Raw genomic sequence first — 14,172 nt, 5'->3', positions numbered from 1 at the left:
CACGTTCCGCCCAGCAAAAGGTGGAATTTCTCCCTTGTTACCGGTTTTGAATGTTTATAAAAACAGGAAACATTCAGCATTGATCTCAATATTTTATTAAACCGGTTGTGTTTGCAAACAAGAGTTTCAGCGCAGCTATCTACAACATTAGCGCCTGATTGCCCAGGCCAAACCATCAGCCCCCCGGATGTCGATATGTCCGCTCACCTCTAATTTTTTGAGGTCCACTACCGCCACATAGTTATCGGCAGTGCAGCCGATAAATGCTCGTGACCCGTCATCATCTATCAGGATGCCTGCTGCCCCACGGCCGGTATTCAAACGTTTTATTTCCTGGTGCGATACTGCATCGTAAATAAACAGGTCGCCTGTTCGCAGGCTTGTAACCAGTACGCGCTTGCCATCCGGAGTAAATTGAAGCCTGTTAGCGCCTACTGCCTTCGCATCAATTTTATCGCTTACTTTTTGGGCTGCGATATTGATGATGGAAATAGTTCCGTCATCAGCGCCGGCGGTCCACAACTCGCGGCCATCGGGTGATACATCAAATCCTTCAGAACTTTTAGCCACCGGAATAACGGTTTGTACCCATTCATGATGTGCCGGAGCCCCAGCACCACCGGGAGGGCCTGTCGGTTTAGCCGGGCTATCCACCAAAATGCTCACCGTTGCCGACGATACATTTGTGGTGTACACCTTTTTTCCATCTGCAGCTACATAAATCATGTGCGTTCTGTCCTGACCCGTTCCCATCGCCCAATCAAACTTATTTGTAGCAGGGTCATAGCGGCCTACAGCTTTAGCCCCTTCGGCCGAAAACCACACTTTGCCAACTGCAAATGTCAAGCCGTGCGGCCCCATCAACGGCCTGGTATCAAGAGCAGGTAAAGGTTTTTGCGCAACAAGATCAATCACGCTAAGCTCGTGCAGGCTCCCGCCCCCATAGATGGAAACATATGCTGTTTTTCCATCTGCCGAAGCAATAACCTCATGCGGATCTGAACCTACAGGAACACTGGCTATAACCTTTAGTGTAACCGGGTCAATAATTGAAAGGGTGTGATCGCTTTTGGAAAGCGCAAGCAGCGAACGCAATGGCGTTGACTGCGCCTTACAGCTGGCTGCAGTAAAAACTATCAGCAAAATGCTTAAAGTAAACAATTTGCCCGGGCCGAGCATGGCGGCTTTAAAGACTTTGATGCATGCAGTTTTATTCATGGAGTTTACAGATTGGAGAACTGTTTATAATTCGGTTGAAGACATCATGAAGCCGATCATAAGAATTGACCTCTCCTTAAAACAAATATACTGAACCAATTGCTAACAGGAACACTTTTTGCAACTGATAAAGCATGGATCAAAATTATTTACTGAACTCCATAGATGGGGTCGACGTTATTTTAATTCCGGGTTCAGGCAGCAGCGTATGCGTATTTGAACCGGATGTGCAAACCAATCCGGGCTTGCCGCAACCGCTACGGGCCACTATCCTGGATAAAGAACTGGCTTTTCAGCCAACGGGAGGCAGTACAATTTCAGAAGAGGAATTGCTCAAAGTTATTCGCTGGTATAGCTACCGAAAAACGTTCTCCTGAATATTACAGCCAATTTACGCCAGCAAACAAACCTTTTTACCATTAAACAGGTAAAACAGGCGTATACAAACTTTCCCGAACCGGGGAAGAATTCACCCGTCCGCAATTGCTACCTCGCACATTCTTTTCAGCCCATTTAATTGTATCTGCTTTGTTACATATATACAATTTAAAAAATGGTCTTTAAAACAAAAAACATCGGCCTTTAAAACAAAACCGATGTAGCCAGCCTCCTATACTTTTGTTTCATTAAAACATTAAAAAAATGGAACAGATAAAAGATAATTATAATGGCGCATTACAAAAACCACTGAATTCGGGATTTGACTCCAAATCAACCACCGCTGATGTTATTAATGGAATTGACCTCTCCGGCAAAACAGCAGTAGTAACCGGTGGTTATGCCGGTATTGGCTTAGAAACCGTAAAAGCATTAGTATCAGCCGGGGCAAAGGTTATTGTCCCCGCACGTGACTACAACAAAGCGGCAAACAACCTGGAAGGGATACCTAACGTCGATATCAAAGTGATGGACCTGATGGATCCGGCATCTATTGATGCCTTTGCGGTTGATTACCTTAAAACAGCAAAACCGCTGCATCTTTTGATCAATAATGCCGGCATTATGTGGGTACCCCTTCAGCGCGACGCCCGCGGTTATGAATCGCAACTGGCTACTAATCACCTGGGGCATTTTCAGCTTACGGCACGCCTCTGGCCGGCCCTTAAAAAGGGTCAGGGCGCAAGGGTAGTTAATGTATCTTCATTCGGTCACCAGATCTCGCCTTTTAACTTTGACGATCCCAATTTTCTTCACCGCAATTACGAAACTTTATCGGCTTACGGTCAATCAAAAACAGCCAACAACCTTTTTACTGTTGAATTAGATCATCGCGGTAAAGATTTCAATGTACGTTCTTATTCATTGCATCCCGGATCTGTAAATGGCACCGATCTGGGCAGGGCTGCACCAATAGAATTATTTCAGCAAATGGGCATGTTTGATGCCGATGGCAATATTTTTCAGGAAGTGGCAGCCAGGCTTAAAACTGTAGAACAGGGTGCCGCAACTTCCGTGTGGTGCGCCACCAGTCCGCAGCTTAATAACATTGGTGGCATCTACTGTGAAAATGCCGATGTGGCAAGCCTGGACCTGGGAGATATCGAACATAAATATGATGAGCCACTTACCTTACGCGGAGTAAAGCCTTATTCGGTTGATGCCGAAAATGCTCAAAAGCTATGGGCCTTAAGCGAAGAAATGACGGGCTTAAAATTTGCGGCAAACTAATATGCATTGTAGCTTTATCGTTAATTGGCCGCTTTAATGAATTATGGAATTTAAAACGCATTATTTAAGCCCTGATATTAAACTTTCCCTGTTTGAGGATAAGCCATTTAGAACAGAAGTGTTGTTTGAGCACCACATGCTCATCTGGTTTATTTCTGGCGAAACAAAAATAGTGCAGGCCGATTCGATACATATTTTTGGCGCAGGTGATATTTTCCTGATCCCCAGGAACCAGCTAACCACGGTGATTAATTATCCTAAAGATGGTTTGCCTCATAAAACCGTAGCCATGCACCTCACCACGCCGGTATTGAAGGAGTTTTATGCCAAAAACCCTCCTAAGGTACGCCAGCAGCATTTGCCCGGAATACGGAACTTCGGCAAGCATCCACTACTGGAAAGCTGCCTGGCTTCATTGATCCCGTATTTTGATCTTAAAGATGGATTACCCGAAAAACTGGCTTCACTTAAAATTGAAGAAGCTATTAACATTTTGAGGGTAATTGATAGCAATATAGATGGCATACTGGCCAATTTCCAGGAGCCGGGCAAAATTGACCTGACCAATTTTATGGAGCGAAACTTCATGTTCAATATGCCGATGGAAAAGTTTGGCTACTTAACAGGGCGCAGCCTTACTACATTTAAGAGGGATTTTAAGAAAAGTTTTGATACTACCCCTCAAAAATGGCTTACCCAAAAACGGCTGGAACTGGCGCATTACCGCATCAGGGAACAAAACAGAAAGCCTTCGGATGTTTATGCAGAGGTAGGATTTGAAAACCTATCGCATTTTACTTATGCGTTTAAGAAACATTTCAATTATTCGCCTACCGGCATGTAATAAAAAAAGCCTTTCTCTTTTCAGAGAAAGGCTTTGAGCGAAAGACGAGATTCGAACTCGCGACCCCGACCTTGGCAAGGTCGTGCTCTACCAACTGAGCTACTTTCGCGTTGGTGGCCGCAAATATATAACTTCAGGCATATGCTGGCAAAATATTTTTTTAAATTTTATACATTAAAATTAACACACTTTTAATCAAATATTTACATCAGCAACATACCGCAACATTGCTGCCATTTTTCAATTTAAACTGCAAACAAGCATTTAAAAAGAGCCTAAAAAAAGACTTACCCTCCCATTTTTGTCCGCTTTTATAAGCTTTAACAAAATCATCATACAAAATACCATCGCCTTATTTGTTGATTCAGCCATTTTTTAAGCTGTTAACACCGGTATTTTACTCCATCATTTAATTTAGGTTTGTCCATTTTTATAACTATGATAAAAAACTACCTTGCCTTTTCATATCCGTGAAATAATGGTGAGTCCAACCCCCAAATCTATAGCCGTAAATTAAACATCAGGTCACTTGTTCAAATAGTAAAACGTTTTATCTTCGCAATAATATTCGCAATCGATTGCGAATATTATTCAATAAGCATTAATCAAAAATCAAACACGCCTAATACATAATTAACATTCAATGAAAAAAGCCTCCGTTTTAATCTCCTTACTCCTTTTAATTACCATAAAAACCTTTGGTGCTTTACATACAGCAGTGGATACACCGCTATATAAAAATAAAAAAGCCCCGGTGAATGCCCGGGTTGACGACCTGCTGGCACGGATGACCTTAAAAGAAAAAGTTGAGCAATTACAAAACAGGGCTTCGGGCCGGGCCGATGAAATTGAAAATATTTTTAAAGGCGAAAGCTATGGTTGTACACACGAGATGAACACAAAAGCTGCTGATTGTGCCGAAATGTACCAAAAGCTGCAAACCTATATGTTAACAAAAACAAGGTTGGGTATACCCATACTTACCGCGGCCGAAGGCATTGAAGGTGTACTTCAAAATGGTTGTACCTTATTTCCCCAGGAGCTTGCACAGGGCAGCACTTTTAATCCTGCATTGGTTCGTAAAATGACTGAGGCGGCAGGTGCCGAAGCTGATGTGATCGGCATTCACCAGATCCTCTCGCCGGTATTGGATATTGCCCGCGAACTAAGGTGGGGCCGCGTTGAAGAAACTTTTGGCGAAGACCCCTATCTGATAGCCCAAATGGGGATTGCCTTTATAAATGGTTATCAAAAATATAATATTACCTGCACACCAAAACATTTTATGGCCCATGGCTCACCTTCGGGAGGTTTAAATTGTGCCAACGTTAGCGGCGGCGAGCGCGAACTGCGCAGCCTGTATATGTATCCGTTTAAAAGGATTATTGCCGAAACCAATCCGCTGGCGGTTATGTCGTGCTATAGCTCGTATGACGGGATAGCGCTTAGTGGCTCACATTATTATATGACCGATATACTGCGCAATGAGCTTGGTTTTAAAGGTTATGTATATTCAGACTGGGGATCTGTTGATCGCCTGCTGACTTTTCACCATGCTGTTGCTACCCAGGAAGATGCAGCAAAAATGGCGCTCATTGCCGGTATTGACCTTGATATTGATGATGCCTATCAACACCTGCCCAAATTAGTTGAAAGCGGCAAACTTGATCTGAAATATATTGACCTGGCAGTGCGCCGGGTGCTGACTGTTAAATTTGCTTTGGGCTTGTTCGATGCCCCCTTTGGCAATCCTGCAAAGGTGGATAAAGTGGTACACAGTGCTGCAAACATCGCCATATCCAAAGAAGTGGCCGACGAAAGCGCAGTGCTTGTGAAAAACAGCAATAATATTTTGCCGTTGAATTTATCCAAATACAAATCAATAGCAGTTGTTGGACCTAACAGCAACCAAACCATTTTTGGCGATTATTCCTGGACACAGCGCAACCCCAAAGAAGGGACAACCTTATTGCAGGGTCTTAAAGAGGTTATCGGCAACAAGGCGATCATTAATAATGCCGAAGGTTGCGACTGGTGGAGCCAGGATAAAACTCACATTCAGGAAGCTGTTAAAGCAGTTGAGGCAAGCGACATCGCCATAGTTGCTATAGGCACACGCAGTACATTTTTAGGCCGCAGCCCTAAATATTCAACATCGGGCGAAGGCTTTGATCTTTCATCACTGGAGCTGCCCGGCGTACAAATGGATTTGCTGAAAGCCATAAAAGCAACCGGTAAACCAATGATAGTAGTATTTATTGCAGGTAAGCCGCTGGCTATGCCGTGGGTTAAAGACAATGCCGATGCTGTGCTTGTGCAATGGTACGGTGGTGAAAAACAGGGCCGCACACTTGCCGATATTATTACCGGAGCTGTAAATCCATCGGGCAGGTTAAATGTATCGTTCCCGCGCAGTACCGGCAACACACCTTGCTTTTACAATCATTATGTTACCGACCGCGAAGAACCATTTGATCAGCCTGGTACACCAGAAGATCCCAAAATGCACTATATTTTTGATAAGCCCGAGCCAGTTTGGAATTTTGGCTACGGCTTAAGCTATACCAGTTTTAAATACAGCAATTGTACTTTGGCCGATTCTGTTTTTTCTGCCCCGGGCGGAACTATCAAAGTATCTGTCGATGTAGAAAACACCGGGCTACGGGATGGTAAGGAAGTAGTACAGCTTTATATTCACGATAAATTTAGCTCGGTTGCCACACCTGTAAAACAGCTTAAAGCTTTCAGTAAAGTATTGATCAAAGCAGGTAAGCGTGCCACAGTAACCCTTGAAGTACCAGTTTCAGAACTGGGCTTATATAACGATAAGATGCAATACGTAGTAGAACCCGGCGAATTTGAAATTTTGGTAGGAAGCGCATCGGATAATATTAGTTTTACTAAGACGATTACTGTAAAGGAATAAGCGTTTTTATATTGAAAAACTACTTTTTAATTCATTGCCATTGGTTTAACCAACTAAATAATGCAGATAAATAGAAGGGCTTTAGCCAAAACTTTGCTTCAAGATTTTGGCTAAAGCCCTTCTTTGTTTATTTATTTTCACGGCAATGAAAGGCCTTTGTATCTACATTTCAAAAAGCATAAATCAACACTGTTGATAACCCGAATCCCCCACTCTCATACCGAATCATTAAATTTGAAAATGCTTTCTTAATTGGAAAGCGGAGATATAATAACAAGCGTATGGTGTTGGAGCCTTTTCATGAACTCGTCCTTAAATTTATTGAAAATACAAACCGGCCAATATTTTTAACAGGTAAGGCAGGTACAGGTAAAACCACTTTCCTGCGCTGGATAAGGGCAAACATCAACAAGAACCTGGCTGTGGTAGCCCCTACCGCCGTTGCCGCCATTAATGCTGGTGGCGTTACCATTCATTCATTTTTCCAGGTACCATTCGGCCCGCAGGTACCTGTAACTGATCATAATAATCAAAGCACCCTTTTAAGACAGGTAAGCCTCGAAAAATCAAACATATTAAAATGCCTCGACCTGCTTATTATAGACGAGATAAGTATGGTGCGGGCCGATACACTCGACTATATAGATACCGTGCTGCGTCAGGTAAAAGGATCGGCAAGGCCATTTGGCGGTGTTCAGTTACTGATGATAGGTGATTTGTTCCAGTTACCCCCAGTGTACGAAAAGGACTGGCCGGTACTCAGGAATTTTTATAAGGGCCCTTATTTTTTTGATAGTCTGGCATTTCAAAAATTTCCGGTTTTAACATTTGAGCTTACGCAGGTCTACCGCCAAAAAGATCCGGTATTTGTGGAGATACTCAACAGTATCAGGAACGGTTATGCCAACGGCGAAATGCTTGACAAACTAAATGCACATTACAACCCTAACCTAAACGCCAACTGGCTTAAGGATTATGTAACCCTATCAACCCATAACCAACTGATTAACGAAATTAACCAGCAACGCTTAACAGAGCTTGACGGCGAAGCGCAAACTTTTAAAGCAACAATAACCGGCGATTTCCCGAAAGATGCATACCCTGCCGAAGAAGAGCTGGTATTAAAGGTAGGCGCACAGGTAATGTTCATCAAAAATGACAGTTCGGGCAAAAAGCAGTATTATAACGGCCGCACAGGGCGCATCGTTGCTATGGGGCCGGGTAATATCCGCTTAAGTTTTCTGGATGACGGTACAGAGTTCGAGGTGATCCCCGAAAGCTGGCAAAACGTTAAATATGCATTGGCCGAAGATGAGCAAAAGGTAAATGAACAAAACAATGGCTCGTTTAGCCAATATCCCTTGAGGTTGGCCTGGGCTATCACCATACACAAAAGCCAGGGGCTAACATTTGAAAAGGCGGTTATTGATGTTGACGCCGCCTTTGCGTTTGGACAGGCCTATGTGGCGCTAAGCCGTTGCCGGTCGCTCGAGGGCATGATCCTGAAATCACCTGTACGCCCCGAAAATATCCGCACCGATCCGGAAATTATCGGTTTTATGCAAAATGCTGCCATCTCCATACCCGATATAAGCCTGCTGGAAAGCACTGTCCGGCAAATAGCGCTCGAAGAAATGAAGGATCTCTTTGATTTTTCTGTGCTTACCGGCGCATGGAAACAGCTAAAAACCATCATGCTGGCTGCTGAAATCAGAAACAGCCTCTTATCTGATAACATTAACAAAACAGATCAAAGCTGGGATACAGAGATCAAAAGTATTGGCGACCGCTTCATCCGCAAGGAACTTGCAGCTTTACCTGATGATCAGCTTATCTGGGATAACGCACCTTTTATCACCAGGTTAAAAAACGCAGCCAACTATTTCCTGCCCAAACTAAACGCTTTTATTGAGGCTGTTAATAGTTTTTATACTGCTATAAATAGCACCAACCCTCCTGCCGAGTTTTACGATAGCTTAAATCATTTACTGGTTAACCTGAAAGCGAAAACAGCGGCATTTATACGCTTGCCTATTGCTACATCGGGCCGGGATATTTTATCATCGGTGCAGGAAGCAGGAATTAGTTATAAGCCTGTTTATAAAAACTGGAACCCTAAATCGCTGCCGAAAGAAAAAGAAATTGTTAATCCTGAACTTTACAAGCAGTTGTTAAACTGGCGTAAGGCCACCAGCCTTGAACGTAAAATACCTGAACATACATTAGTATCAGAAAACATGCTGCGCGATATCACCGCAAAGCTGCCGCGTTCACTAAACCAACTATCGCAGTTAAAAAGTTTTGGTGATGCAAAAGCAACAGATCTGGGCGAACCTATCCTGAAAATGATCAGAAGCTATTTGGGCGAAAACGACCTGTTTTCCTAAACTGTTAACTCAAAACCTTGGGATTTCGGGGCCATTGTAGGGATTTTCAAGCGCATTCTTAATCCTCATTAACTGGTATTGGTGACGCCAGTTATCAGGATAATTTTTCATGTTCTTCAATAGTTGCTTAACAAAATCGGCAACATGGAGCTGAGTTGAAGCGCGGTCCAACCTTAATTCCTGGGGTAAAGTAACATTATTAAAGTATTCACTCAATTCTTCGTAGCTCATGATGCAAAAGTAAAAGATTTTAAAAAACAAACTTTGTATATTTCATTGAAAAAGCTCGTTGCCAGCAGCCATGATCAAAGCATCAAAAGGAAAATAGATCAAATGCAATTGGCTTCATATTATCCTCATTTAGGATGTGTATCTTTGTTTAACATTATTTAACTATCATTCGCTTGGAGTTTCGGGTTTGCTTTCTTTTATTTATAAGCGTAATGCTGGCATTGTTATTCCCAACTAAAATCCGCAGAGTTTTATTTATCTGCCTGTTTATCTTTATTTTACCTTCAGCCCTATCGGCTCAGAATCTTTTTTTGCAAAAGGTAGAGATGTGCAATATCACTAATTATTGCATGGACTGCGGCGACCCCAAGGCCAGCTGTGATCAACTTTCCATTGACTTTGTGTCTGCAAGGATCAATAACCGCTACCTGCTTAAAGATGCAACGGGCTCTATAACGTTTCAGGTTTTGGTTGATGAGCGGGGTTTTAGCTGTGTGCTCAGCCACAATGATGCCACCAAAAGTGCCCTCACCAACGAGTTGATAACCTATTTGAACGGTTGTATCTGGAAACCGGCCAAAGTGGACGGCAAACCAGTGGCCTCATCTGTAAACGTGATCTTTCGTTTTATAAGCGGCGGTGTTTACGGGCAGGTACAAAGGCTTGACCTTAGCGAGATGAAACCTCCCGGCGACCCCATCATTTACAATAAAACTTATACCTACGTTAACCCATCGCTGAAAAACTACGACTTTACAGTTTGGACAAAATACAACTCGCCGCTCATTGATAACATCAGCAAATCGGCAGCTATGGATCAATCAGACCTGTTGTGGTATGCTACTGAAAAAGGCATGACCCGCTTTGAAGGAACCACATTTATACCGGTTAATGAATATAATTCACCATTCCCGTCAGATGCCAATATAAAGGAAGTTACCATTGACAGGGACAACAACAAATGGGTTTATTACGATAACAAAATATTTATGTACGGCAGCGGCGGCTGGCAATTATTTGATTTTAAACAGTTTTTGGCAGGCGGTGTTAACCAGGTACTGAACAGCCGCAACGGCGAATTGCTTTTCACTACCCAAAATGGCCTTGTTGTAAAAAGGAAAGATAAGGTTGTAGTGATAAACAAAAAATCAATGCCTGAAATGCCTTCAAGCAATGTGCTTTTTGCCTACGTAGATGGTCAGAAACGGCTTTGGATCGGTACCTCGAAAGGTACAATCATGATTGATAAAAGTGTTATAACTTCGTTTAACAGCCTTAATAATACACCGTTAAAGAACGCCACTATTTCAGGCGCTGTTGAGGATGAGAAAGGAAATGTTTACTTCTCACTGGTTGATTGCAATAAGCAGCCAGGCGAAGTTAACAGCGATAAAGAAGGTGTAGCTGTATTAAAGTTCAACGGCACCTGGCTGCATTATAATGATCAAAACTCGGGTATGCCTGCTAATCATGTTAATACCATGTTGTACGACAAGTTTGAGCATGTTTTATGGCTGGGCACAGATGAATCGGGCATAGTTAGGTTTGACATGAACAATGGCTGGGAAAATTACCACAATACCAATTCGCCGCTGCCTGGTTTTACCATTTACCAGATGGTGCAGGATTCAAAAGGTATTATTTATGCCACTACAGCCAACGGTTTGTTAAGGATCAGGAAAAAATCGGGAGCTTAAGTGAATAACGCTTTAAAGGCGGCGGCTCATTAACACCGCTCTTTTGCTCGCCATATGAAACTCTCAAATCTTGATTTATCCAGTCTAAAGTCACGCGCACTCTCTCCATATCTTTAATATCTCGTGCAAAGTTTTATTCAGTAGGTTCTTAGCCATATAAAATTTACCCTGGCCCAGAGTATAAAAACAGATAAATTGACGATGACTGCAAGGCAATGAATAAAAATTTCGAGAACCCAAATGCATGCCGACCAGACAATCGGCAATAAAGAATATCATATACCTCTCACCTACAGCAAGACCTCCCGACAATAGTAACATACTTCATACGTCCGATGGTTTACGTATTCTACTTGGGTGTGGTCAGAGCCTTTTGGTTAAGGCTAAGCTATGATACATAGGTATTCACCGCTTGGTCTACACAACTAAATAAAATAATTAAACTTATTATGCAATATGGCAATATGCATTTAGATAAAATGCACAAAATTGTTATTATTTAACATATTAATATCAAAATAAAGAATAATCCATTCACGTAATCAACTACTTATATACATTTGATCATCAGAACCTTAACAAAGGAATACTATATTAAATTGATTATCTCATATTAGTTTTAACCGTCACTTTTTATGAAAAATACAGAAAATCCTGTAAACTCAATCGGAATTGACATCAATATTGATCAATTAAGAAAGGATATCAATATACTAAAACAGCAAAAAAGAAAAATTGATGATACCAGAAAATTTGTACCAATAACGGGGATCCTAATATTCGTTATAATGTTGATTGTTTATTTTTTTTTCAAAAGTATAATCGCATTAGTAATTGGCATATTTTATTTTGGCGTTGCACTTATATATCCTCTCTTTAGATTAAGTGATCCCATAACTAATGAAATCGATTCTCTGGAAAGTGAATTATCTTTAAGTCTAACAGGAGTTGAGGCAAAAGAAGAAAGAGCAGAAAGACTATTTAATCACACGATGTTGGGTTGAGAAGGTATTATGACCAAGCCTTAAGTCAAACTAAAATAATATTTATAATTGGGATTTTTTGTATGGTAGTTGGTTTCATTTTTATTGGATTAAGCTTCTACTTTATTTTTAATGAAAAAGATAATAGCCTATTCCGTGAAAAAATCTTAATTGGAATATTAGGAACATCTTCGGGAATATTAACAAATTTTGTCGCGGTAATTTACCTCAAAATGTATTCTGAAACCACGAAGTCTTTCACAAGTTTTCATTACAAACTGGTCTCTACTAATCATTTACACTTTGTAAATTTTTTACTTTCAAAAATTGATAATAAGGACGTACTAAACAAAGCGATAAAAGAAATTTCTGATAAAATAACTAATAAGATTTAACAATATGATTTTACTAAATTTAAGCCTCATCGGTATTTATCTAATGAGAATCGAAGGCCCATTATGGCTCGTAATATTGTTGGTGATCCTCTCTGGCGGTCTTGCTCTGCTCAGAAGAGATAAGTAATTACCAATTTTTGATCGATGTAGTAACACATCTAATTTATCCTCGATTAACATTGGATTTTTTACTCCTTGATATGATGACGAGGAATTAATTTTGACGTGTCTATTGAAATTATCTGATAAAAACTATCAAGTTTGGTTCAGTATGGTTGTAACTATCGATTTGCCCATCAAAACGCTGCGTATTTTATCATCAGTAAAGTCGCCAGCACTATATAACCTATCGAATTTTTCATACTTTATTATACGATAATTATTAAAAAATAGAACAATGCTCGTGGCACCTTTAAAATACAATTATTTAGCTAAGATTTGAAACAGTAGCTGAGTATATTGATAGTGACGAATTCTTTGCTTACCAATACATTATTTCGATATGGTGAAAGTTAATTTTCGGCATCCGTATCAAAATTCAACTTTTATAATTCGCCATGTTTATCCAATTTCCCAATGAGCGAAGACCCTTTTTTTGTGCCTTTTCCAAAAAACAACGCCCCGGATCTCATCCCGGGGCGTTTAATAGTATAGAAATATACTAATCAACTAAATCTCAATTTATGATTGAGAATCGGTTGTTGTTTCTTACGGCGGTTTTAGTCTACTCTTCTGAAATCAATATTAGTGATTTTGATTCCCTTTGTACCCAAAGAGGAACCGCCGGAGCGGATAAGCACATAAGCTTTACCTGCTGTTGGAAATGATACTACATTTCCTTTGCCTGCGCACGATAATGACGAAAGCAGGCCGTTAAACGGTGATTTGCCGCAACCATTCCATGTGTTCAAGGCTATACGTGTATCACCGTCCTTATAGTCATCAGCCTCAGATGGAACAGCCTGCCCTACATAAACCTCAAACCAACAATCGGAAGCTCCGGATCCGGCTACGTTCATGTCAATTTTGTAGCTTTTGTTGGCCCTAACCTCAACAGCCTGTACAATACCTTGCTGCCCCCAGTTGCCGCCGGTTGCCAATACGCTGCCATCGGCATTTACAGTGAAAGTTACCCCGTCGCCACGGTGATAAATTTGCCACTTGGTATTGTCAATCATATTGGTTTTGGGTGTAATGGCATCAATCAGGTCTTCTACGCTAAAGTAAATGATTGCTTTGCTCATATCCGCATTTACCTCGCGCTTTGAAGCGTTAGATATTTTAATGCCGAGCGCCGCTACTTTACCCGCATATTTATCCAGACTTGCAATTTTTATCTTAGGCGTTATCTTGCCTTTCATGATGTTATTGTTCAAAGCCACGGTATCTTTTGCGTCCAGGGTATAATCCGCCGGATCAAGAATTACGGTATTGGCCGGCAATGTTCCGGCAGTGATCAAACCGGCAATTGCACTGTTATCAGCACTTACATCAACCGTTAATGTTTCAAAATTTGATTCGCCGCCACGATACACCGGTATTGAAAAGTTTACGGTGCTTGCCGCGCTGTCAACTTTGAGCGAGTTCCCGGCCATCACATCAACCAGCCCATTGGGTTTTTCAGAATCGGGCAGATATACTTTTACGGCAGGATCTGACTTAACGCCGTTAAGGTGCTCCTGTTTACAACCAGCTATCCCCAGCAACAGGCATGCTGCCGAAAGCCTTACTAATGATGCATTAATTTTCATGAAAATATTTTTTACATTATTAATTTAAATCATTCAACACCCATCGCCTTATAATAAAGCGATGGGTGTGCT

At 41.4% G+C, this 14,172-nt stretch carries 11 protein-coding genes and 1 tRNA gene; 8 read left to right on the top strand and 4 right to left on the bottom strand.

The genetic code is table 11. The features are described 5' to 3' along the window. Nucleotides 1-147: 147 nt before the first annotated feature. Nucleotides 148-1,218 (bottom strand): YncE family protein, encoded by a 1,071-nt coding sequence (locus tag MTO98_RS08370; protein WP_243486192.1) that lies wholly within the window; start codon nt 1,216-1,218, stop codon nt 148-150. 134 nt (nt 1,219-1,352) lie between these two features. Here MTO98_RS08370 and MTO98_RS08365 point away from each other — a divergent pair, with 134 nt between their 5' ends. From MTO98_RS08365 to MTO98_RS08355, 3 genes are all read left to right on the top strand, one after another. Next, the gene (locus MTO98_RS08365) at nt 1,353-1,595 is read left to right on the top strand and encodes a hypothetical protein (protein ID WP_243486190.1); all 243 of its coding nucleotides are present in this window, start codon (nt 1,353-1,355) and stop codon (nt 1,593-1,595) included. Between the two features lie 265 nt (nt 1,596-1,860). Beyond that, nucleotides 1,861-2,886 (top strand): SDR family NAD(P)-dependent oxidoreductase, encoded by a 1,026-nt coding sequence (locus MTO98_RS08360; RefSeq protein WP_243486188.1) that lies wholly within the window; start codon nt 1,861-1,863, stop codon nt 2,884-2,886. Nucleotides 2,887-2,929: 43 nt separating this feature from the next. Next, on the top strand, nt 2,930-3,730 hold the full coding sequence (locus MTO98_RS08355; RefSeq protein WP_243486187.1) for an AraC family transcriptional regulator: 801 nt from the start codon (nt 2,930-2,932) through the stop codon (nt 3,728-3,730). Between the two features lie 36 nt (nt 3,731-3,766). Here MTO98_RS08355 and MTO98_RS08350 read toward each other — a convergent pair. Beyond that, nucleotides 3,767-3,839 (bottom strand) — tRNA-Gly (locus tag MTO98_RS08350). A gap of 534 nt (nt 3,840-4,373) precedes the next feature. On the opposite strand from MTO98_RS08350, the gene MTO98_RS08345 reads away from it, so the two are divergent. Both MTO98_RS08345 and MTO98_RS08340 read left to right on the top strand, forming a co-directional pair. Continuing rightward, entirely contained in the window at nt 4,374-6,656 is a 2,283-nt protein-coding gene (locus MTO98_RS08345) for a glycoside hydrolase family 3 N-terminal domain-containing protein (RefSeq protein WP_243486186.1), read from the top strand. Between the two features lie 281 nt (nt 6,657-6,937). Next, the gene (locus MTO98_RS08340; protein ID WP_243486184.1) at nt 6,938-9,043 is read left to right on the top strand and encodes an AAA family ATPase; all 2,106 of its coding nucleotides are present in this window, start codon (nt 6,938-6,940) and stop codon (nt 9,041-9,043) included. A gap of 9 nt (nt 9,044-9,052) precedes the next feature. Here MTO98_RS08340 and MTO98_RS08335 read toward each other — a convergent pair whose 3' ends face one another. Next, nucleotides 9,053-9,274: a hypothetical protein gene (locus MTO98_RS08335; protein WP_243486183.1), complete on the bottom strand. Its 222-nt coding sequence runs from the start codon at nt 9,272-9,274 to the stop codon at nt 9,053-9,055. 326 nt (nt 9,275-9,600) lie between these two features. On the opposite strand from MTO98_RS08335, the gene MTO98_RS08330 reads away from it, so the two are divergent. From MTO98_RS08330 to MTO98_RS34430, 3 genes are all read left to right on the top strand, one after another. Then, on the top strand, nt 9,601-10,971 hold the full coding sequence (locus tag MTO98_RS08330) for a hypothetical protein (protein WP_243486182.1): 1,371 nt from the start codon (nt 9,601-9,603) through the stop codon (nt 10,969-10,971). Nucleotides 10,972-11,606: 635 nt separating this feature from the next. Further along, nucleotides 11,607-11,975 (top strand): hypothetical protein, encoded by a 369-nt coding sequence (locus MTO98_RS08325; protein WP_243486181.1) that lies wholly within the window; start codon nt 11,607-11,609, stop codon nt 11,973-11,975. Between the two features lie 62 nt (nt 11,976-12,037). Then, nucleotides 12,038-12,349 (top strand): hypothetical protein, encoded by a 312-nt coding sequence (locus tag MTO98_RS34430; protein ID WP_371825425.1) that lies wholly within the window; start codon nt 12,038-12,040, stop codon nt 12,347-12,349. Nucleotides 12,350-13,068: 719 nt separating this feature from the next. Here MTO98_RS34430 and MTO98_RS08320 read toward each other — a convergent pair. Beyond that, on the bottom strand, nt 13,069-14,100 hold the full coding sequence (locus tag MTO98_RS08320) for a DUF1735 domain-containing protein (RefSeq protein ID WP_243486179.1): 1,032 nt from the start codon (nt 14,098-14,100) through the stop codon (nt 13,069-13,071). Nucleotides 14,101-14,172 lie beyond the last annotated feature (72 nt).

Origin of the sequence: Mucilaginibacter sp. SMC90 (assembly GCF_022811725.1) — a bacterium.
GTDB lineage: Bacteria > Bacteroidota > Bacteroidia > Sphingobacteriales > Sphingobacteriaceae > Mucilaginibacter.
The sequence above is the reverse complement of the archived record's forward strand: the minus strand, read 5'-3'. Positions and strand labels throughout refer to the sequence as shown.

What these genes read in the sequence shown, in the direction of transcription:
- MTO98_RS08370 (WP_243486192.1), bottom strand. Translation starts at nt 1,218, where the DNA reads ATGAATAAAACTGCATGCATCAAAGTCTTTAAAGCCGCCATGCTCGGC.
- MTO98_RS08365 (WP_243486190.1), top strand. Translation starts at nt 1,353, where the DNA reads ATGGATCAAAATTATTTACTGAACTCCATAGATGGGGTCGACGTTATT.
- MTO98_RS08360 (WP_243486188.1), top strand. Translation starts at nt 1,861, where the DNA reads ATGGAACAGATAAAAGATAATTATAATGGCGCATTACAAAAACCACTG.
- MTO98_RS08355 (WP_243486187.1), top strand. Translation starts at nt 2,930, where the DNA reads ATGGAATTTAAAACGCATTATTTAAGCCCTGATATTAAACTTTCCCTG.
- MTO98_RS08345 (WP_243486186.1), top strand. Translation starts at nt 4,374, where the DNA reads ATGAAAAAAGCCTCCGTTTTAATCTCCTTACTCCTTTTAATTACCATA.
- MTO98_RS08340 (WP_243486184.1), top strand. Translation starts at nt 6,938, where the DNA reads ATGGTGTTGGAGCCTTTTCATGAACTCGTCCTTAAATTTATTGAAAAT.
- MTO98_RS08335 (WP_243486183.1), bottom strand. Translation starts at nt 9,274, where the DNA reads ATGAGCTACGAAGAATTGAGTGAATACTTTAATAATGTTACTTTACCC.
- MTO98_RS08330 (WP_243486182.1), top strand. Translation starts at nt 9,601, where the DNA reads ATGTGCAATATCACTAATTATTGCATGGACTGCGGCGACCCCAAGGCC.
- MTO98_RS08325 (WP_243486181.1), top strand. Translation starts at nt 11,607, where the DNA reads ATGAAAAATACAGAAAATCCTGTAAACTCAATCGGAATTGACATCAAT.
- MTO98_RS34430 (WP_371825425.1), top strand. Translation starts at nt 12,038, where the DNA reads ATGGTAGTTGGTTTCATTTTTATTGGATTAAGCTTCTACTTTATTTTT.
- MTO98_RS08320 (WP_243486179.1), bottom strand. Translation starts at nt 14,100, where the DNA reads ATGAAAATTAATGCATCATTAGTAAGGCTTTCGGCAGCATGCCTGTTG.